At 71.0% G+C, this 20624-nt stretch carries 18 protein-coding genes; 7 read left to right on the top strand and 11 right to left on the bottom strand.

Annotated elements, in window-relative coordinates; genetic code table 11:
• The first annotated feature begins 42 nt into the window (after nt 1-42).
• The 3 genes from argS to GTY58_RS24840 all read left to right on the top strand — a co-directional run bounded on the left by argS (nt 43) and on the right by GTY58_RS24840 (nt 3980).
• Nucleotides 43-1815 carry an arginine--tRNA ligase gene (gene argS, locus GTY58_RS24850; RefSeq protein WP_010986171.1) on the top strand — a complete coding sequence of 591 codons (1773 nt, stop codon included), beginning with the start codon at nt 43-45 and terminating at the stop codon, nt 1813-1815.
• Between the two features lie 162 nt (nt 1816-1977).
• Nucleotides 1978-2889 (top strand): DUF4253 domain-containing protein, encoded by a 912-nt coding sequence (locus GTY58_RS24845; protein WP_010986170.1) that lies wholly within the window; start codon nt 1978-1980, stop codon nt 2887-2889.
• Between the two features lie 158 nt (nt 2890-3047).
• Entirely contained in the window at nt 3048-3980 is a 933-nt protein-coding gene (locus GTY58_RS24840; protein WP_037648007.1) for an aminoglycoside phosphotransferase family protein, read from the top strand.
• 46 nt (nt 3981-4026) lie between these two features.
• On the opposite strand, the gene GTY58_RS24835 is transcribed toward GTY58_RS24840, so the two are convergent.
• Complete coding sequence (locus tag GTY58_RS24835; RefSeq protein ID WP_010986168.1) at nt 4027-4929, bottom strand: SAM-dependent methyltransferase; 903 nt, start codon at nt 4927-4929, stop codon at nt 4027-4029.
• A gap of 108 nt (nt 4930-5037) precedes the next feature.
• Nucleotides 5038-6345: a helix-turn-helix transcriptional regulator gene (locus GTY58_RS24830; RefSeq protein ID WP_037648009.1), complete on the bottom strand. Its 1308-nt coding sequence runs from the start codon at nt 6343-6345 to the stop codon at nt 5038-5040.
• A 211-nt stretch (nt 6346-6556) separates the two neighbouring features.
• Here GTY58_RS24830 and GTY58_RS24825 point away from each other — a divergent pair, with 211 nt between their 5' ends.
• Nucleotides 6557-7165, top strand: a complete 609-nt coding sequence (locus GTY58_RS24825; RefSeq protein ID WP_042493515.1) for a DUF4232 domain-containing protein — start codon at nt 6557-6559, stop codon at nt 7163-7165.
• A 45-nt stretch (nt 7166-7210) separates the two neighbouring features.
• Here GTY58_RS24825 and hemB read toward each other — a convergent pair whose 3' ends face one another.
• From hemB to GTY58_RS24795, 6 genes are all read right to left on the bottom strand, one after another.
• Nucleotides 7211-8203 (bottom strand): porphobilinogen synthase, encoded by a 993-nt coding sequence (hemB, locus tag GTY58_RS24820; protein WP_010986165.1) that lies wholly within the window; start codon nt 8201-8203, stop codon nt 7211-7213.
• A gap of 139 nt (nt 8204-8342) precedes the next feature.
• Nucleotides 8343-10058, bottom strand: coding sequence for a uroporphyrinogen-III synthase (locus GTY58_RS24815; RefSeq protein ID WP_010986164.1), 1716 nt, complete (start codon nt 10056-10058; stop codon nt 8343-8345).
• Entirely contained in the window at nt 10055-11029 is a 975-nt protein-coding gene (gene hemC / locus GTY58_RS24810; protein WP_010986163.1) for a hydroxymethylbilane synthase, read from the bottom strand. The genes GTY58_RS24815 and hemC overlap by 4 nt, the downstream gene beginning before the upstream one ends.
• Entirely contained in the window at nt 11026-12735 is a 1710-nt protein-coding gene (locus GTY58_RS24805; protein ID WP_010986162.1) for a glutamyl-tRNA reductase, read from the bottom strand. The genes hemC and GTY58_RS24805 overlap by 4 nt, the downstream gene beginning before the upstream one ends.
• Nucleotides 12732-13490, bottom strand: a complete 759-nt coding sequence (locus GTY58_RS24800) for a redox-sensing transcriptional repressor Rex (protein ID WP_010986161.1) — start codon at nt 13488-13490, stop codon at nt 12732-12734. Before GTY58_RS24800 ends, GTY58_RS24805 begins: the two co-directional genes overlap by 4 nt.
• Before the next feature lie 315 nt (nt 13491-13805).
• Nucleotides 13806-14114, bottom strand: coding sequence for a glutaredoxin family protein (locus GTY58_RS24795; RefSeq protein ID WP_010986160.1), 309 nt, complete (start codon nt 14112-14114; stop codon nt 13806-13808).
• 139 nt (nt 14115-14253) lie between these two features.
• On the opposite strand from GTY58_RS24795, the gene GTY58_RS24790 reads away from it, so the two are divergent.
• The 3 genes from GTY58_RS24790 (at nt 14254) to GTY58_RS24780 (ending at nt 17926) form a co-directional block, all read left to right on the top strand.
• Complete coding sequence (locus tag GTY58_RS24790) at nt 14254-15198, top strand: HAD-IB family hydrolase (RefSeq protein ID WP_078234366.1); 945 nt, start codon at nt 14254-14256, stop codon at nt 15196-15198.
• Nucleotides 15199-15616: 418 nt separating this feature from the next.
• Nucleotides 15617-16393, top strand: coding sequence for an ECF subfamily RNA polymerase sigma factor, BldN family (locus GTY58_RS24785; RefSeq protein WP_010986158.1), 777 nt, complete (start codon nt 15617-15619; stop codon nt 16391-16393).
• A 306-nt stretch (nt 16394-16699) separates the two neighbouring features.
• On the top strand, nt 16700-17926 hold the full coding sequence (locus tag GTY58_RS24780) for a DUF5667 domain-containing protein (RefSeq protein WP_037648013.1): 1227 nt from the start codon (nt 16700-16702) through the stop codon (nt 17924-17926).
• 59 nt (nt 17927-17985) lie between these two features.
• Here GTY58_RS24780 and GTY58_RS24775 read toward each other — a convergent pair whose 3' ends face one another.
• From GTY58_RS24775 to GTY58_RS24765, 3 genes are all read right to left on the bottom strand, one after another.
• Nucleotides 17986-19032 carry a lysophospholipid acyltransferase family protein gene (locus GTY58_RS24775; protein WP_010986156.1) on the bottom strand — a complete coding sequence of 349 codons (1047 nt, stop codon included), beginning with the start codon at nt 19030-19032 and terminating at the stop codon, nt 17986-17988.
• Between the two features lie 14 nt (nt 19033-19046).
• A complete protein-coding gene (locus GTY58_RS24770; RefSeq protein WP_037648014.1) occupies nt 19047-20108 on the bottom strand; it encodes an NAD-dependent epimerase/dehydratase family protein in 1062 nt (353 codons plus the stop codon).
• A 323-nt stretch (nt 20109-20431) separates the two neighbouring features.
• On the bottom strand, nt 20432-20530 hold the full coding sequence (locus GTY58_RS24765) for an AURKAIP1/COX24 domain-containing protein (RefSeq protein ID WP_003948845.1): 99 nt from the start codon (nt 20528-20530) through the stop codon (nt 20432-20434).
• Nucleotides 20531-20624 lie beyond the last annotated feature (94 nt).

Raw genomic sequence — 20624 nt, 5'->3', positions numbered from 1 at the left:
TACGCAGAAACCCTGGAACCCGACTAGAACGGCAGCCACTCCATGGCCTCGGTCACGTCCCTCACCGCTTCCGTCCATCAGCGCCTCGCGGACGCCCTCTCGGCAGCTCTGCCGGAGGCCGGTTCCGCGGACCCGCTGCTGCGCCGAAGCGACCGGGCCGACTTCCAGGCCAACGGGATCCTGGCTCTCGCGAAGAAGGCGAAGGCGAACCCGAGAGACCTGGCGACGCAGGTCGTGGCGCGGGTCGAGTCGGGTGAGGTGATCAAGGACATCGAGGTCTCCGGCCCCGGCTTCCTGAACATCACGATCACCGACCAGGCCATCACCCGGAACCTGGCGGCGCGGTACGAGGACGGCGAGCGCCTCGGCGTGCCGCTCGCCGAGCACCCGGGCACGACGGTGATCGACTACGCGCAGCCGAACGTGGCGAAGGAGATGCACGTAGGCCACCTGCGGTCTGCCGTCATCGGTGACGCGGTGGTCCAGATCCTGGAGTTCACGGGCGAGAACGTGGTGCGGCGGCACCACATCGGCGACTGGGGCACCCAGTTCGGCATGCTCATCCAGTACCTGATCGAGCACCCGCACGAGCTGGACCACAAGGGCGCGGCGGAGGTCTCCGGCGAGGAGGCCATGTCGAACCTGAACCGGCTCTACAAGGCGGCGCGGACGCTCTTCGACTCCGACGAGGAGTTCAAGACGCGGGCGCGGCGCCGGGTGGTCGACCTCCAGGCGGGCGAGCCCGAGACCCTCGCCATGTGGCAGAAGTTCGTGGACGAGTCGAAGATCTACTTCTACTCGGTCTTCGACAAGCTGGACCTGGAGATCCGGGATCCGGACGTGGTCGGCGAGTCGGGCTACAACGACATGCTGGACGAGACCTGCCGCCTGCTGGAGGAGTCGGGCGTCGCGGTCCGCTCCGACGGTGCGCTGTGCGTGTTCTTCGACGACGTGAAGGGCCCGGACGGCAACCCGGTCCCGCTGATCGTGAAGAAGTCGGACGGCGGCTACGGCTACGCGGCGACCGACCTGTCGGCGATCAGGGACCGGGTCTTCAACCTGAAGGCGAACAGCCTCATCTACGTGGTGGACGCCCGTCAGTCCCTGCACTTCAAGATGGTCTTCGAGACCGCGCGCAGGGCGGGCTGGCTGAACGACGACGTGCAGGCGCAGCAGCTGGCGTTCGGCACGGTCCTGGGCAAGGACGGCAAGCCGTTCAAGACGCGTGAGGGTGAGACGATTCGGCTGGTCGACCTCCTGGACGAGGCGATCGACCGCGCCACCGCCGTCGTACGGGAGAAGGCCGAGAAGGTGGGCCTGAGCGAGCAGGAGATCGAGGAGAACGGCCGGTACGTCGGTATCGGCGCCGTGAAGTACGCGGACCTCTCCACCTCCGCCGTCCGGGACTACAAGTTCGACCTGGACCAGATGGTGTCGCTGAACGGCGACACGTCCGTGTACCTCCAGTACGCGTACGCCCGTATCCGGTCGATCTTCGGCAAGGCCGGCGACCGTACGCCGCTGGCCCACCCGGAGCTCGAACTGGCCCCGGCGGAGCGGGCGCTGGGACTGCACCTGGACCGGTTCGGGGAGACGCTGGACGAGGTCGCCGCCGAGTACGCCCCGCACAAGCTGGCGGCGTACCTGTACCAACTGGCGTCGCTCTACACGACGTTCTACGACCAGTGCCCGGTCATCAAGCCGGCGCCGGCGCAGGAGGTCGCGGAGAACCGCCTCTTCCTGTGCGACCTCACCGCCCGCACGCTCCACCAGGGCATGGCCCTCCTCGGCATCAGGACGCCCGAGCGCCTCTGACGGCCCACGCCCGCTCGAAGAGCACCGGTACCGGCAGCTGTGGCACCACTGCCGCATGAGCCGTGAACCGGTGCTCTGCCGCGTTCGGCAGCGGTCCCGGCTTTGCGGTCTCCCCATCTGGGCTCCCGCCGGTTGTCAGTGGCCGCCCCTACAGTCACGGGCATGGCGACACTTCCCAATCCGCTGCCGAAGCTGGCGGCCGACCCGAGCGGACGCACGCTCGGGCTCGAACTCCCGGCCGGGCGACTGATCGACGCGACGCACGACGGGCCGTGGCCCGAGCCGCTGCTGTGGTGCGCGGACGGGCCCGCCACCCCCGGCGCCTGGGCCGCGCTCACGCCCGCCCGGCGGACGGCGGGGCTGCTGCCGGTGCTCCTGGACGTGGGCGGCCCTCAAGGAGAGCCGGACGAATGGGAGTTGATGCCCGCCGAGGCGTCCTATCCGGGTGATCACGACGCTGAGGAGGTGCTGGCCGAGTTCTGGGAGGAGTACGCGGCGGACGAGCTGTCCGACGGCGAGGGCCGGCCGGGCGAGGAGCGGGCCGAGGAGGTCTTCGGGACACCCGCGTCCGGTGACGAGACGGTGGCACCGTTCGGCCCGGTATGGCCCGGCCTCGCCCCCGCCGCACACCTCACCACCGACGCCGGCGCCGGCCCCGACGAGAGCGCCGACCCCGACGCCCATGCCGCCGGGACGGCCGACTCCCTCGCCGCCGACGGCTCCTGGCTGAAGGAGCCGCGGCTCGCCCTGGTCCCGGCCCGCCGCAGCGCGGACATCCCGGCGGCCCTCGGCTGGAGCGGCCCGCTGAACCACGAGAGCGACCCGGCCCGCCTGTGTGCCGTTCTGCGCTCCTGGGAGGACCGCTTCGGCATACGGGTCGTGGCCCTCACCTTCGACCAGCTGGTTCTCTCGGTGGCGGCCCCGCCCACCACACCGGCCGAGGCGGAAGCGGTCGCCGCCGAGCACTTCGCGTTCTGCCCGGACAACATCACGCGGGGCCACCACAAGACGCTGCGCTCCTACGCGGCACACGAGGTCCTCAACCGGCGGACCTGGTCCTTCTGGTGGGACTGATACGACCACTTGTACGACCGATTCGCGCAGGTGTACGTCCGTTTCGCACCGGTGCGTGAGGGGACATTCCCGGCGGACACCCCGGGGGCCTACATGTCGACTACATACGTTTTGTTTCCCGATGCGGACGACGTCCGTTGCCCCTTAGGCTGCCGCCCATGCTGCCCAGCGTGGACACAAGTGAAGAGTTGGACGCGATGGTCAGGGACGAGGCGCTGCTGCGACCGGCGGCCCAGGACCTCTGCGCCCATCTGGGGCTGACCGGTGCCCGGTTGGTCCGTTTCGACGATGGTTCGCTGCCCGTGTACGCGGTCGGCGGGACCCTGGTACTGAAGCTGTTCCCGGGCTTCGAGGCGGCCGAAGGCGTCAGAGAGGCACGGGTGTTGTCCCACCTCTGGGGTCAACTGCCCGTGCCGACACCCCGCTTGCACGCCGGCGAGATGTACAAGAACGGCTGGCGCTACGTGCTGATGTCCCGGCTGCCCGGAGTGAGCCTCTCGACGGCCTGGTCCCGGATCCCGGCCGTCGAGCAGGACCGGATCGTCGACGAGGCGGCCGAGACCCTGGCCGCGCTGCACTCCGTGGACTGGAAGCCGCTGGCCGACGTCGTCGGACCGGCGGACTGGGGCACGTTCCTGCGCCGGCAGCGCGCCGGCGTACTGGAGCACCACCGCGCGGCCGGGCTGCCGAAGCCGTGGCTGGACCAGATCCCCGGCTTCCTGGACGCGGTACGGCTGCCGGCGTCGGGGGAACGCGTCCTGCTGCACACCGAGTTCATGCGCGAGCACCTGACGGTGGACCCGCAGGACGGGTGGCGCCTGACCGGTCTCTTCGACTTCGAGCCGGCCATGATCGGCGACCCGGCGTACGACTTCGTGAGCGTCGGCCTGTTCATGTCGCGCGGTGACCCCCGCCTGCTCCGGAGGTTCTACCAGGCGTACGGCCGGCCGCCGCACGACCCGTACCAACTGCTCGCGTATACGCTGCTGCATGTGTACAGCGATCTGGCCTGGTATCTGCGGGAGATGCCGGCCCCGCCGCACCCACGCCTCGACGCGCTCGCCGAGACGTGGTTCGGCACGGACGGATAGGGCGTTCCTCGAGGCTCAGTCCCGGTCCGCGACGGCCGCGGGCGCCCTACGCCTTCCTGCCGGTGACCGCGTACACGTTGATGTCGGCGTCCGTGACGTCGTTGATGTCGCGGTAGCGGACCTTCTCGATGTCGTCGAGGGAGGCGAGGTAGGACGCGTCCGGCTGCTCGGGCACCGGAGCGGCGTCGTCGGGCCGCCAGTGATGGGCGGGAACGACGCCCGGGTCGTCGAGCTCCAGGCCGTTGTCCGTGAGGAACCGCTCGACCTCGCCCTTGGTGCGCAGCACGAAGGTGAAGCCGCGCTCCGTGAAAGTCCGCTGGACCGCGCGGATGTTCTCGGCGTTGAGGTCCTCGGTGAGATGGCTGAGCACCAGCCGGCTGCCGGACGGCAGCGCCTCCACCAGCTCGCGCACGATCGGGTAGGCCTCCGCGTCCTCCACGAAGTGCAGGACCGCCACGAGCACGAGCGCGACCGGCTGGTCGAAGTCGAGAGTCTTGGCGGCCGCCTCCAGGATCTGCCCGGGGCTCTTGAGGTCGGCGTCGATGTAGTCGGTGGCGCCCTCGGGGCCGCTGTTCAGCAGGGCGCGCGCGTGGGCGAGCACGACGGGGTCGTTGTCGACGTACACGACCCGTGAGTCCGGATTGATCCGCTGGGCGATCTGGTGCACGTTCTCCTGCGTCGGCAGACCGGTGCCGATGTCCAGGAACTGCCGGATGCCGTCGTCCTGCGCCAGCCGCGTCACCGCCCGCCGCAGGAAGTCGCGGTTGTGCCGCACGTCCAGATAGCCGCGCGGGTTCGCCGCGAGCGCCGCGGCGGCCGCGGCACGGTCCACCGGGTAGTTGTCCTTGCCACCGAGAAACACGTCGTAGACCCGCGCCGGATGCGCCTTGGTGGTGTCGATCCTCTTTCTCAGCTCGGCGGGGTCGTGGCTGAGGGCGTCACCGGGCATAGGGCCTCTCCCTGGAGAGTCGCGTCATTCAACGGGCAACAACCTAACTCCCAGGGCGACTTGTTGGTGCCCGCCCGATCATCTCGGTGCCCACCCGATCACCTTCGCTCAGCCTTTGACGTTCGGCTCGTACGCGTTCCTGCCCCACTCTGTGGAACCCAGCGGGTAGTTGTACGCGGGACGCCCCACGTTGCCGCTGGTGCGGAAGAGCTCGCCGTTGTCGTCGACGCGGACCGTCCCGTGCTTCGTCCCGCTGGACCACTCCAGCTCCAGGTTCCAGCTCACGTCATGGGTCCGCGCGTCCGCGAACACATAGAACACCTCGGGGTCGGACTCGCTGACCTTGTAGGGGAAGTCCCGCTGACCGGCCTTGGGCACGGCCACCGGCCGGCCGGCGTCGAGATCCACCTCGAACGACCGCGTCTCCACGCCGCCGCCGCATCCGACGCCCATCTCGTAGTCGTTCCACGCGAGCGGCGCGTCCTTCTTGGCCACCCGCACATGCAGCGACTCCAGGACGACGGTGGCCTTGCCGGTGCCCTGCACGGTCAGCGCGAGCATCTGCTGCCCGGCGGGCACCCCGCCGAGCGCGGTGACCCACCCGCGCGCGTCCGGCTCGGTCGGCGGTGGCGGCATCCGCGCGGCGTCCCGGTCCACCAGGTAGTGCTGGCTGCACGGGCTGTCCCACTTGTACGCGTTGGCGACGACGATCGGCGCGGCGGCCCCGTCGTCCGGGCCCCGCGTCCGCTCCGCCCCGACACTCCGGGAGCCGGACGGGGCAGGACCGGCGCCGCGCGAGGCGGACGGCGAGGGCGAGGGCGACGCGCTCTTCGCACCGGCCGACGCGGTGCCGTCGGACGTCACGCCGGCGGACGAGGCGGCGGCACCCGCCGACTGCTTGCGGCCGTGGTCGTCGCCCTTGCCGGGCACGAGGTTCACGACGAGCGCGGCGGCCACGACGGCCGCGGCCACGGCGGCACCGGCGAGCACGACGGTACGCCGACGCCGTACCGGCGATTCGGGCTCGGCTCCTGCGTCCGACTCCACCTCAGGCGCATCTTCGGCCCCGGAGGCCGCATCCGGCTCAGGCGCACCCTCGGTCCCGGAAGCCGCCTCCACCTCCGGCTCCGGCACAGCCACCGCCGACGCCACCGCCGGCTCGGGCGCCCCCTTCTGCCCCCGCAGCGCGTCCGCCCGCACCCACCGCCGGTGCAGCTCCACCAGCTCCTCGGGCGTCGCCCGGCACACCCGGGCGAAGCGCTCCACGGGCGCGTAATCCGCCGGTACGGCCTCCCCGTTGACGTACCGGTGCAGCGTCGACGCACTCATGTGCAGCCGCTTCCCGAGCGTCCCGTAACTGAGTCCGGACCGCTCCTTGAGTTCCTTCAGCAGTCCCGCGAACTCGTCCCCGGCCACGTTCTCTCCCTCACCCGCGTCCCGGACCGTATTCCAGAGGGATGACATTCCCCCAGGTCAGAGCCGGTACCGCCATCCCGGCGTCCCGAATCACCCGACGACTGTGGCGGCCGGGACGGATCACCCCACAAGCTTGGGCCATCCAAGCACGCCGCTCCCGGCAACCGGTCGAGCGGCCACGCCGACCAGCCACACCAGAGGGGGCCGACCCATGTCCGAACGCACCGCCCGTACCCGGCTGTTCGCCGCCGCCGCGGTCGCGCTCGCGGCGCTCGCCCTCACGGCGTGCGAGAACGGCGAGGGCGTACGCGACGAGGACCCGTCCGCGGCGTCCAAGTCGGCGACCCGGCCGACCGGTTCGACGCCGACGACCGCACCGGACACGGCGGACACCACCCCAGGCACCACCACCGCCGGCAGCCCCCCGTGCACCGCCGACACCACCAGGATCATGGCCACGGAGGTCTCCCGCCCCCTGAACCACCTGCTCCTGACCCTCACCAACACCGGTTCGAGGACCTGCACCCTCACCGGCCACCCGGTCACCCGGTTCGGCGAGGCCCGGTCCGTCCCGGCGGCGCGGGAGACCAGGCCGCGGGCGGCGGTCCGGCTGTCCCCCCGCGAGTCCGCCTACGCGGGCGTGCTCCTGTCCTCGGGCGACGGCAGCGGCGCATCCGGCTCCACGGCCAAGACCCTCACGATCACCTTCAAGGACGGCAGCACCGCCCGCCCGGCGCTCCCGCCCAGGGGGGTCCACGTCGACGACCGGCTCACGGTGACGTACTGGCAGTCGTCCATGGACACCGCGCTCACGTACTGACGTCACCCGCAAGGGAGTTCGCGCCGCAGACGCCGGGCGCCGTCCTCAGCGCAGCTTCTGCGCCACCTCGGTGGCCCAGTACGTCAGGATGTTCTGTGCCCCGGCCCGCTTGATGCCGGTCAGCGTCTCCAGGATCGCCTTGTCCCGGTCGATCCAGCCCTTCTCCGCGGCGGCCTCGATCATCGAGTACTCGCCGGAGATCTGGTACGCCGCGAGCGGTACGTCCACCGCGTCGGCGACCCGCGCGAGGATGTCGAGGTAGGGACCGGCCGGCTTGACCATCACCATGTCGGCGCCCTCCTCCAGGTCGAGGGCCAGCTCCCGCAGCGACTCGCGCGCATTGGCGGGATCCTGCTGATACGTCTTGCGGTCACCCTTGAGCGAGGAGCCGACGGCCTCCCGGAAGGGCCCGTAGAAGGCGGAGGAGTACTTGGCGGTGTACGCCAGGATGGAGACGTCCTCGCGCCCGATCTGGTCCAGGGCGTCCCGGACGACACCGATCTGGCCGTCCATCATCCCGCTCGGCCCGACCACATGCGCGCCCGCGTCGGCCTGCACCTGCGCCATCTCGGCGTACCGCTCCAGGGTCGCGTCGTTGTCGACCCGGCCCTGCCCGTCGAGCACCCCGCAGTGGCCGTGGTCGGTGAACTCGTCGAGGCACAGGTCGGACATGACGATCAGCTCGTCCCCGACCTCGGCCCGCACATCGCGCAGCGCGACCTGGAGGATCCCGTCCGGATCCGTGCCCGCCGACCCCTGGGCGTCCTTCTTCGCGTCCTCCGGCACCCCGAAGAGCATGATCCCGGAGACACCGGCCTCCAGCGCCTCCAGCGCCGCCTTCTTCAGGCTGTCGCGCGTGTGCTGCACGACGCCGGGCATGGCCGTGATCGGCACCGGCTCACTCACGCCCTCGCGCACGAACGCGGGGAGGATGAAGTCGGCCGGGTGCAGCCGGGTCTCGGCGACCATGCGCCGCAGAGCGGGGGTCGTACGCAGCCGCCGGGGACGCGTACCGGGGAAGGATCCGTACTTCGTCATGCCCTCCACGCTACGCCCGCCGCGGGAGCACCTTTGCCGACGCCGAGTCGGGGATCACCGAGGGAGTCCGGGGCAAAGGGAGTCCGGGGGCAAAGCCCCCGGAGACACCCGCCCCGGCACCACCCCGGCGCCGTCCCGGCTACGTCGTACGCCGCCGCCGCGACCCCGGCCGCCGCTCGCTCGGCCGCGTCACCGGATCCCCGGCGTCCAGCGCCGACGCACGGCGCCGCAGCCCGAAGTCCGCCAGCGCCTCCGCCAGCTTGAGCACCGAGGGCTCGGGAGCCATGACGTCCACCCGCAGCCCGTGCTCCTCGGCCGTCTTGGCCGTGGCGGGACCGATGCACGCGATCACCGTCACGTTGTGCGGCTTGCCCGCGATGCCGACCAGGTTGCGCACCGTCGAGGACGACGTGAACAGCACGGCGTCGAAGCCACCGCCCTTGATGGCCTCCCGCGTCTCGGCCGGCGGCGGCGACGCGCGCACCGTCCGGTACGCCGTGACGTCGTCGACCTCCCAGCCCAGCTCGATGAGCCCGGCGACCAGCGTCTCGGTCGCGATGTCCGCCCGCGGCAGGAACACCCGGTCGATCGGGTCGAAGACCGGGTCGTACGGCGGCCAGTCCTCCAGCAGACCGGCGGCCGACTGCTCACCGCTCGGCACCAGGTCCGGCTTCACACCGAAGGCGACCAGCGCCTTCGCGGTCTGCTCGCCCACCGCCGCGACCTTGATCCCGGCGAAGGCCCGGGCATCGAGCCCGTACTCCTCGAACTTCTCCCGCACGGCCTTGACCGCGTTCACCGAGGTGAAGGCGATCCACTCGTACCGGCCCGTCACCAGGCCCTTGACCGCGCGCTCCATCTGCTGGGGCGTCCGCGGCGGTTCGACGGCGATCGTCGGCACCTCGTGCGGCACGGCCCCGTACGACCGCAGCTGGTCGGAGAGCGACGCCGCCTGCTCCTTCGTCCGCGGCACGAGCACCTTCCAGCCGAACAGCGGCTTGGACTCGAACCACGACAGCTGGTCGCGCTGGGCGGCGGCGGAACGCTCACCGACCACGGCTATCACCGGTCGGCCGCCGTCGGGCGAGGGCAGCACCTTCGCCTGCTTCAGCGTCTGCGCGATGGACCCGAGCGTGGCGGACCAGGTGCGCTGCCGTGTGGTGGTACCGGCGATGGTCACCGACATCGGAGTGTCGGGCTTACGGCCGGCGGCGACCAGCTCGCCCGCGGCCGCGGCCACGGAATCCAGCGTGGCCGAGACGACGACGGTCCCATCGGACGCGCCCACCTCGGTCCAGCACCGCTCCGACGCCGAACGGGCGTCCACGAACCGCACGTCGGCGCCCTGCGCGTCCCGCAGCGGCACACCCGCGTAAGCGGGCACACCCACGGCGGCCGCGATGCCGGGCACCACCTCGAACGGCACGCCCGCGGCGGCGCACGCCAGCATCTCCTCGGCCGCGTACGTGTCGAGGCCGGGGTCACCGGACACCGCACGCACGACCCGCCTGCCGCCCCGCGCGGCCTCCATGACAAGATTGGCGGCATCCCTCGACGCGGGGGTCCCAGCGGTCGTCGACGTGCTGTCAACAACCGCTAGTTGAGGCGTGCTTGTGGCCGAATACGTACCTGACGACGTATCCGAATACGCATCCGAAGACGTGTTCAGCACGGCGACGCCTTGCCTGGCATGCGTACGGACCACGTCGAGCACCTCATGCTCGGCGACAAGAACGTCCGCTCTCGCCAGCGCCTCCACGGCGCGCAGTGTGAGCAGTCCCGGATCTCCGGGACCGGCACCCAGGAAGGTGACGTGCCCGTGTTCCGGACCGGCGGGAAGGGTGGTGGGGCTCAATGTTCTCGCTCCCCCATCAGACCGGCCGCGCCCTTGGCGAGCATCTCGGCAGCGAGTTCGCGACCGAGCGCCATTGCCTGGTCGTGCGTCTCGGGCACGGGACCGGTGGTGGACAGCTGCACCAGCGTCGAGCCGTCGGTTGTACCGACGACGCCGCGCAGGCGCATCTCAGTGACAATCTGCCCGTCGGCCAGCAGGTCGGCCAGCGCCCCCACAGGGGCACTGCAGCCGGCCTCCAGGGCGGCGAGCAGGGATCGCTCGGCGGTCACGGCGGCCCGGGTGAACGGGTCGTCGAGCTCGGCGAGCGCAGCGATCAGGTCCGCGTTGTCCGCGGCACATTCGATCGCGAGGGCCCCCTGGCCGGGGGCGGGCAAAACAGTGTCGACCGGCAGGAACTCGGTCACTTCGTCGATCCGGCCGATCCGGTGGAGCCCGGCGGCGGCGAGTACGACGCCGTCCAGCTCACCGCTGCGGACGTACCCGATCCGGGAGTCGACGTTGCCGCGGATCGGGACGGTCTCGACGGCCAGGCCGTGGCTGCGCGCGTAAGCGTTCAGCTGGGCCATGCGGCGCGGCGAGCCGGTGCCGACCCGCGCGGTCCCCTTCGGGGAAGGAGCGCCCAGCTCTTCGAACGTCAGTCCGTCGCGGGCGACGAGCACGTCGCGCGGGTCCTCGCGGACCGGTACGGCGGCCAGGGCCAGCTCGTCGGGCTGCGCGGTCGGCAGATCCTTGAGGGAGTGCACGGCGAAGTCGACCTCGCCGCGCAGCAGCGCGTCGCGCAGCGCGGTCACGAACACACCGGTGCCGCCGATCTGGGCCAGGTGCTCGCGCGAGGTGTCGCCGTAGGTCGTGATCTCCACGAGCTCGACGGGCCGTCCGGTCACCTGCCTCACGGCGTCGGCCACCTGCCCGGACTGGGCCATGGCCAGCTTGCTGCGCCTGGTCCCCAGCCGCAGTGCCTGCTCACTCATTCTCGCCCTCGGTTCTTGGCGTTCTCGGTGCTGTCACTGGTGTCCCTGTCGTCGGCCCGGGAGACGGCGGCGACCGTCTCGGGGTCGAGGTCGAACAGGGTCCGCAGCGCGTCCGCGTACCCGGCGCCGCCGGGCTCGGCCGCGAGCTGCTTGACCCGTACGGTCGGCGCGTGCAGCAGCTTGTCGACGACGCGCCGCACGGTCTGGGTGATCTCGCCGCGCTGCTTCTCGTCGAGGCCGGGCAGCCGTCCGTCGAGCCGCGCGATCTCGTTCGCGACGACGTCGGCGGCCATCGTGCGCAGGGCGACGACGGTGGGGGTGATGTGCGCGGCGCGCTGGGCGGCGCCGAAGGCGGCCACCTCGTCGGCGACGATCCGGCGCACCAGGTCCACGTCGGCGGCCATCGGCGCGTCCGCGGAGGCCTCGGCGAGCGACTCGATGTCGACGAGCCGCACCCCGAGCAGCCGGTGCACGGCGGCGTCGATGTCACGGGGCATCGCGAGGTCGAGCAGTGCGAGCGCGGGCGCGGGCCGGGGGGCCTCGACGACGGGCTCGGGCCGGCGGCGCTCGGGGAGACGGCCGCCGGCGGCGACCGTGGCGGCGAGCGCGGTGATCAGCTCGGCCTCGACCTCGGGCGTGCGGCGGCTGTCGCGGCGGTCGACGGTTCCCCGGTCGACCCAGGCCGCGTGCTGTTCCAGGGTGGCCGCGTCCATCCCGGCGACCGCGGCCTCTCCCATCACGGAGAAGCCCGTGGCGCCCTGGACCGCGGACAGGTCGAGGGGGCAGCCCTCGTCGGTACCGGCGGGGGCGAGGCCGCCCGCCGCGGAGGCCGGGGTCTCCTCACGCACGGCGACCGGCGTACCCGTACGCCCCTCGACCGCCGCCGCGACCGCCTCGGCCGTCAGGACGAGACCCGTGGCGCCGGTACAGGAGACGGCGACGTCGGCACGTGTCAGCTCGGCCGGCACCGCGTCCATCGGTACCGCGCGGGCCAGCACGTCCGTGTCGTCGCCCTCCGTGAGGATCTGCGCGAGGCGCTCGGCGCGGTCCGGTGTGCGGTTGGCGATCACGACCTCGGCGACCCCGGCACGCGCGAGCGTCGCGGCGGCCAGCGAGGACATGGAGCCGGCACCGATGACCAGGGCCCGCTTGCCCTTGGCCCAGGCCTCGACCGCCGTACCGGCGGAGAGCTGCTCCAGGCCGAAGGTGACCAGCGACTGTCCGGCGCGGTCGATGCCGGTCTCGGAGTGCGCCCGCTTGCCGGTCCGCAGTGCCTGCTGGAACAGGTCGTTGAGGAGCCGTCCCGCGGTGTGCAGTTCCTGCGCGGTGGCCAGCGCGTCCTTGATCTGGCCGAGGATCTGGCCCTCGCCCACGACCATCGAGTCGAGGCCGCAGGCCACCGAGAAGAGGTGGTGGACGGCCCGGTCCTCGTAGTGCACGTAGAGATAGGGAGTGAGCTCCTCGAGCCCGACCCCGCTGTGCTGGGCGAGCAGCGTGGACAGCTCGGCGACGCCCGCGTGGAACTTGTCCACGTCGGCGTACAGCTCGATGCGGTTGCAGGTGGCAAGGACCGCGGCCTCGGTGGCAGGCTCCGCGGCGACCGTGTCCTGGAGCAGCTTGACCTGGGCGTCCGCGGTCAGCGTGGCCCGCTCCAGAACGCTGACCGGAGCGCTGCGGTGGCTCAGCCCGACGACGAGGAGACTCATGCCGGCATCACGGCGGGGACGTCCCCGTCAGGCCCCTTGTCGGCGGACTCCTTGGAGGCGGCGGCCGGGATCGCGCCCTCGGCCGCGGCCTCCTCGCCCGCCTTGCGCTGCTCGTGGAAGGCGAGGATCTGGAGCTCGATGGAGAGGTCGACCTTGCGCACGTCGACGCCGTCCGGGACGGTCAGCACGGTCGGCGCGAAGTTCAGGATGGAGGTGACGCCCGCGGCGACGAGCCGGTCGCAGACCTGCTGGGCCGCGCCGGCCGGAGTCGCGATGACCCCGATCGAGACGCCGTTGCCGTCGATGATCTTTTCCAGCTCGTCCGTGTGCTGGACCGGGATCCCGGCGACGGGCTTTCCGGCCATTGCCGGATCGGCGTCGATCAGCGCGGCGACCCGGAATCCACGGGAGGCGAACCCGCCGTAATTGGCCAGCGCGGCGCCGAGGTTACCGATACCGACGATCACAACCGGCCAGTCCTGGGTCAGACCCAGTTCGCGGGAGATCTGGTACACGAGATACTCGACGTCGTAGCCCACACCGCGCGTGCCGTACGACCCGAGGTACGAGAAGTCCTTGCGCAGCTTCGCGGAGTTGACCCCCGCCGCGGCCGCGAGCTCCTCGGAGGAGACCGTGGGTACCGAGCGCTCCGACAGTGCGGTGAGGGCTCGGAGGTACAGCGGAAGCCTGGCGACGGTGGCCTCGGGAATCCCTCGGCTGCGGGTCGCCGGTCGGTGAGTTCGGCCAGTTGCCACGGTGCTCCTGCGGGTAGCGCGGGGCTGCAGGCGGTCACACGTACCTAGACCGCCCCGTCGAAAGCAGGCTATGTCTTTGTGAACGCGTGCACAAAGATAGTGTCCGATTTGCCCGGCCAACGTGACCGGGGTCACGCGCCCCCGGCGTATGCGTATGGAACCGGCACACAGGCGCCTTCGTTCCTCACTCGACGGGGGCAAAACCGCACACACTCCTCAACGATCCACGCCCCCCGAGACCAAACCGCCCCCGATCCTAAGCGACTTTCCGGGCTGTTTGGACTACTCGGTCAGTCACGAAGGGTGGCCCTCCGGTCAGGACCGGCCCGGCAGGCCCTGGGTGAGGGCTTTGCGAAGGCGTTCCTCGTTCACGCGCCAGAAGGTGTGCTGCGCGCCATCCACCAGGACGACCGGAATCTGCTCCCAGTACTCACGGTGCAGCTCCGCGTCCTGGGTGATGTCCTTCTGCTCCCAGGGGACGCCGAGATCACCGCAGACCTTCTCGATGACCTGCTGTGCGTCATCGCACAGATGACACCCCGGCTTGCGGATCAGCGTGACGAGCCGGTCCTGGGGGGCGCTCTGAGCGGCCTTTCGCCGAAAGATGGGACTCATGTCGGCCATTCTCACCCCGCGAACGGCCGCGCGGCGCCCCCGCGGCGCACCGACGGGACCACTTGTTTAACGGTGCGGCCGCAGAGAGTTCACAGCCTCCAAACCTCTCGACTCCGGAAGCACCGAACAAACTGGCTATGCTCACGCCATGGCCGCTCTCGGATGGCTCACTCCCCGTAGGCGCTCCGCCACCGCGCGGAGCGTGTTGGCAGGCGAGGCCTCGGCGGAGGCAGCGCGCAAGTCCTCCCAGGAGCTGGAGGAACTCGCGCACGAAGCCGCGCCCGACGTCACGGACCAGGAACCGGCGTTCCCGGTGCTCGGCGACGACAAGGCCGCCGCCTTCTTCGACCTGGACAACACCGTGATGCAGGGCGCCGCGCTCTTCCACTTCGGCCGGGGCCTGTACAAGCGGAAGTTCTTCGAGACCCGCGACCTCGCCAGGTTCGCCTGGCAGCAGGCGTGGTTCAGGCTGGCCGGGGTCGAGGACCCCGAGCACATGCAGGACGCCCGCGACTCCGCGCTGTCCATCGTCAAGGGCCACCGCGTCTCCGAGCTGATGTCGATCGGCGAGGAGATCTACGACGAGTACATGGCGGAGCGGATCTGGCCGGGGACACGCGCGCTGGCCCAGGCACACCTGGACGCCGGCCAGAAGGTGTGGCTGGTCACGGCCGCGCCGGTGGAGATCGCCACGGTCATCGCCCGCCGCCTCGGCCTGACCGGCGCGCTGGGCACGGTCGCGGAGTCGGTCGACGGCGTCTACACGGGCAAGCTGGTGGGCGAGCCGCTGCACGGCCCGGCCAAGGCGGAGGCGGTACGCGCGCTGGCGGCGGCGGAGGGCCTGGACCTCTCGCGTTGCGCCGCGTACAGCGACTCCCACAACGACATCCCGATGCTGTCCCTGGTGGGCCACCCCTACGCGATCAACCCGGACGCCAAGCTCCGCAAGCACGCCCGCAACCTGGACTGGCGACTGCGCGACTACCGCACGGGCCGCAAGGCGGCGAAGGTCGGCATTCCGGCGGCGGCCGGCGTGGGCGCGGTGGCCGGCGGCACCGCGGCGGCGATCGCACTGCACCGCCGACGCCGCTGACGCCGCTGCGCCGCTGACGCCGCTGCGCCGCTGACGCCGCTGCGCCGCTGACGGCGGATCACCACAACTCCCAGCTCAGCACCATGCCGGGCGCCCTCTCCAACGAGAGGGCGCCCGGCATTCTTTCTGTCCTACCCCCGCACCGCTCCCGCCAGTCCCCTTACGCACACCCGGCCACAACACGCCCCGCACCCATACGGAATCCGAACTCATCCGATCAACAACCGTTCACGATTCGGCACTTGATCAGGCGCCAATGCGTAACAGAAGCGACGTAATCGATGATTTGAGCAACTGGGTGTAGTGCTGCCTGTACGAAGCGTTATTCTCCTCAGACGCAATCCGGTACCCCTCCGTCGCTACGACGGGTGAAAGGTTCCGTACTGCACGTGATGGAAGCTCTGCCTCTGGGAGTCCCGTGTACCCACACGTCGGGGTTGACGCCTCGGGCCTGGCTACGCTGCGCACAACGGTCCTCGACCTGTTGCGCGGCTTCGTCCCCACCGCGTACGCCGTCCCCGCCTTCGCCACCGCCGCACCGCTCGGCCCGTGCTACGCACTGGCCGAGGGCAGCGCCGCGGTCGGTGGCAGACGGGGCCGTTCGAGCTCGGCCGCCACCACCGCACGCCGTCCGGCCGCCGACAGTGACAGCGCCCGCATGATGGACCTCGTCGAGCGCGCCCAGGCCGGCGAGGCCGACGCCTTCGGACGCCTCTACGACCAGTACAGCGACACCGTGTACCGCTACATCTATTACCGCGTGGGCGGCAAGGCGACCGCGGAGGACCTCACCAGCGAGACGTTCCTGCGCGCCCTGCGCCGCATCGGCACGTTCACCTGGCAGGGCCGCGACTTCGGCGCCTGGCTGGTCACGATCGCCCGCAACCTCGTCGCCGACCACTTCAAGTCGAGCCGCTTCCGGCTGGAAGTGACCACCGGCGAGATGCTCGACGCCAACGAGGTCGAGCGCTCCCCCGAGGACTCCGTCCTGGAGTCCCTCTCCAACGCCGCCCTGCTCGACGCCGTACGGCGGCTCAATCCCCAGCAGCAGGAGTGCGTGACCCTGCGCTTCCTCCAGGGCCTCTCGGTCGCCGAGACCGCCCGTGTGATGGGCAAGAACGAGGGCGCGATCAAGACCCTCCAGTACCGGGCCGTACGCACGCTCGCCCGACTCCTCCCCGACGACGTCCGCTGAGCACCGCACAGTGAGCACCGCACAGCGAACACCGCGCCGAGCGGCGCATCCGTCCCCGCACCGGCGGATCGCGGCTCCGTACGCTGAGCGACCCCCAACTCACCTTCCGTGAAAGTCCGTTGACTTCGCGGTCCGATCATCCGTCGTCCGTAACCCAAGTGCCGCGCCACTCGTTACGCGGGATACAGGCTCCCTGTGGTCACACTCCGGCCGTCTACGATCACTCGATCGTGCAAGCGGTCGAAAGGCGTGCACCCTCAGGACCCCCTGGGGAGTCGACCGTCATGACGAGAGGAGGTGCCGCCAGTGATCGCGAACGTATCGGCGCACCGGCGGGCGAACGCCTTCGCCCAGGCCCTGGAGGAGCAGTCCGACCGGGACTCGGCGGCCGGGCAGCCCGATGGACCCGCTCCGCCCCCGACTGCCGCGGAACGGACCGGGCAGGGCCGCATGTTGGCCCTCACCACCGGTCTCGGCGAGTTGCCGAAGCCGAAGCTGGACCCCGAGGTCAAGGTCGTGCAGCGGGCGCAGCTCGTGGCCGCGATGGAGGCCATGCTGCGGGACGGCACGGTGCCGGGAGGCGAGGCGGCGGACCCTTCGGTGCCCGAGCAGCGGTCCCATCGGGCCCGGGGCGCTCACCGGGCGACCGGACTGGGGAAGTTGCGACCGCGTACGCGGCTCACGAAGGGCCTCGCCGCGGGTGGACTCAGCGTCGGTGTGGCCGCGGCCTCGTTCGGCGGAGTGGCCGCTGCCAGTTCCGACGCCCTGCCGGGTGACTCCCTCTACGGCCTCAAACGGGGCATCGAGGACGTCAAACTGGGGCTGGTCCACGGCGACAGCGACCGCGGACAGCTCTACCTCGACCAGGCCTCGACGAGGCTCAGCGAGGCCCGCCGGCTGATGGAGCGCGACCGCGGCGGCCCCCTCGACCACGAGTCCGTGGGCGAGGTCAGGCGCACCCTGTCCGGCATGCAGCACGACGCGGCCGAGGGCCACCGCCTGCTGCACGAGGCGTACGAGCGGGACGGCTCACTGGGCCCCATCCAGGCCCTCTCCACCTTCTCCCGCTCGCACCGCGAGGCCTGGGGCGCCCTGCGCGACCGGCTGCCCGTGCAGCTCGGCGACGTCAGTCAGCAGGTCTCGTCGGTCTTCGACGCCATAGACCAAGAGGTCGCTCCGCTCCAGTCACTGCTGCCGCAGCCCCCGGCCCCCGGCGGCACCGGCAAGCGGCATGGGTCCGGCACGGAGTCCTCTCGCTCCGCCGGCACGGACCAGCCCGAGCCCAGCGCCACCGGCGACTCCGCCACCGGCAGCGACAGCAGCGGCAAGCCCCAGCCGTCCACGTCGAAGAGCGGCGAGGAGGGCCTCCTCGGCGGCAACACGGGCGGCCTCCTGGACCCGCCGAAGGACAGCACGAGCAGCTCGCCGGCCTCGAGCAAGCCTCCGACCAGCGGCGCCCCGGACGTCACCCTGCCGCCCCTGCTCCCGGGCCTCCTCCCGGGCCTGGGCATCGACAGCGGGGAGACGAAGTAGCTCATACGACGGTGGGGCGCCCTTCGCAGGAAGGGCGCCCCACCGTCGTACGGACGGGATCAGAAAAACACGGACCGGCGCTGCACCAACAGCTTGTACAGCGTGTGCTGGATCTGTTCCCTGACCTGGTCCGTCAGGTTGAACATCAGCATCGGGTCCTCCGCCGCCTCCGGCGGGTAGCCGTCCGTGGGGATCGGCTCGCCGAACTGGATCGTCCACTTCGTGGGCAGGGGAACGGCGCCCAGCGGGCCGAGCCACGGGAACGTCGGAGTGATCGGGAAGTACGGGAAGCCGAGCAGCCGCGCGAGCGTCTTCGCGTTGCCGATCATCGGGTAGATCTCCTCCGCACCCACGATCGAGCACGGGACGATCGGCGTGCCCTGCCGCAGCGCCGTGGAGACGAAGCCGCCCCGGCCGAAACGCTGGAGCTTGTAGCGCTCGCCGAACGGCTTGCCGATGCCCTTGAAGCCCTCCGGCATCACACCGACCAGCTCACCGCGCTCCAGGAGCCGTTCGGCGTCCTCGGCGCACGCGAGGGTGTGACCGGCCTTGCGGGCCAGCTCGTTGACCACCGGCAGCATGAAGACCAGGTCGGCCGCCAGCAGCCGGAGGTGACGGCCCGCCGGATGGTTGTCGTGGACCGCGACCTGCATCATCAGCCCGTCCAGCGGGAGCGTGCCCGAGTGGTTGGCGACGATCAGCGCCCCGCCCTTCGCCGGGATGTTCTCGATGCCCTTCACCTCGACCCGGAAGTACTTCTCGTACACCGGCCGCAGCAGCGACATGAGGACCTGGTCGGTGAGCTCCTCGTCGTAGCCGAAGTCGTCGACCTCGTAGTCCCCGGTCAGCCGCCGCCGCAGGAAGGCCAGCCCTCCGGCGATCCGCCGTTCCAGACCGCCGTCCTGCGGCCGCTGCGGCGGCTGTTCCTCACGCGTCACGGGAACATCATCCTGCGGAAGAGCCCGCCCGGGCAGGGGCTGGACCTCCCGTACCACCGCGGGCTCGCCGCCTCGCCGGCTCCCCGCACCCCGGCGCCGCGGCGGCCGCTGCACGGCAGCCCCACGGGACCGGTCGTCGTCGAACGGAATGACCTTGGCGTCCGCCATCGTTGGTGCGCTCCTCAGTTGGCGCTCTGCGTCGGGGGGTGGCCACCGCCCAGTGCGGGCAGTGCGGCGATCCGGTCGACGGCCCCCGCGAGGGCCTCCGGCGGCAGAAGTCCGGGACCGCGGCTGCGCGCGAAGTCCGCGAACGTTTCTGCGGTCGTGTACTTCGGCACGTATCCCAGCGTCTCGCGCATCTGGTTCGTCGCCACGACCCGGCCGTGCGTCAACAGCCGGATCTGCTCGGGCGAGAAGTCCGTCATGCCCAGCGTACGCACCGCCGAGCCGACCCAGGTGACCGCCGGCAGCAGCAGCGGGACCGTCGGACGGCCGAGCCTGCGTGCGCACTGCGACAGCAGCAGGACGCCGTCGCCCGCGACATTGAACGTGCCGCTGTTGAGAGTTCCGCGCCGGGGCTCGTACGAGGCGATGCGCAGCACGTCGATCACGTCGTCCTCGTGCGCGAACTGCAGCCGCGGGTCGTAGCCGAACACGGTCGGCAGCACCGGCAGCGAGAAGTACGAGGCGAGCGGCGAGTCCGCGCTCGGGCCGAGAATGTTCGCGAACCTGAGCACGCACACGGCCACGTCGGGGCGGCGGCGGGCGAAGCCGCGCACATACCCCTCGACCTCCACGGTGTCCTTGGCGAAGCCGCCGCTGGGCAGGGACTTGGGCGGGGTCGTCTCGGTGAACACGGCCGGATCGCGCGGCGCGGACCCGTACACGTTCGTACTGGACTTCACGACGAGCCGCTTGACCGTCGGGGACTTCTGGCAGGCACCCAGCAGCTGCATGGTGCCGATGACGTTGGTCTCCTTGACCGTGGCCCGGCTGCCGGTGCCCAGCGCGGTGCCGGTCACGTCCATGTGGACGACCGTGTCGACGGAGTGCTCGGCGAGCACGCGCGCGATGGTGGGCTGCCTTATGTCGGCCTGGATGAAGTCCGCACCGCCCAGATGATGCTCGGGACGGACCGCGTCGACGGCGATCACCCGGTCGACGTTCGGGTCACGCTGGATCCGTCGTACGAACCGGCCCCCCAACTGACGGGCCACTCCGGTCACGAGCACGACCTTGCCCAAGATCAGCGCCTTCCTTCCAGCCGTCTGCCTACATCGGTGTGCTGCTGCTCGTACTCTGCCGTGTTCCCCGTGTACGGCCACGTTAGCGGGTCGATGTTGCGCTGTGATGACCCCCCGATGCACGAAGTGACGAAGGCGGCCATGCGTACGGTCAGACCAAGCCAAGACGCCGTCCAGACATACGCACAACGGGTTCCGGCCGCCCGAAAGCGGGTCTTCACGGCTCTCGTACGGCCGGACGAGTTCCCGTTCGGCTCCGGATATGACTGCGGCCCCCCACCAGAACGGTGGGGGGCCGGCAGAACGCGCTCTCGCGGCGTCGCCTACTTCTTGTTGCGACGCTGAACGCGGGTGCGCTTGAGCAGCTTGCGGTGCTTCTTCTTGGCCATCCGCTTGCGCCGCTTCTTGATAACAGAGCCCACGACTACCCTCGCTCACTTCTCTTCACTCGGTGCTGGGCGCCGGGGCCCACACGACCTACGAGGGGCTAGCCTACCCGCCCGAGCGCTGAGGTCG

It is taken from the genome of Streptomyces sp. SID5469 (genome assembly GCF_009862865.1).
In the GTDB taxonomy this organism is placed as follows: Bacteria; Actinomycetota; Actinomycetes; order Streptomycetales; family Streptomycetaceae; genus Streptomyces; species Streptomyces avermitilis.
The sequence above is the reverse complement of the archived record's forward strand: the minus strand, read 5'-3'. Positions and strand labels throughout refer to the sequence as shown.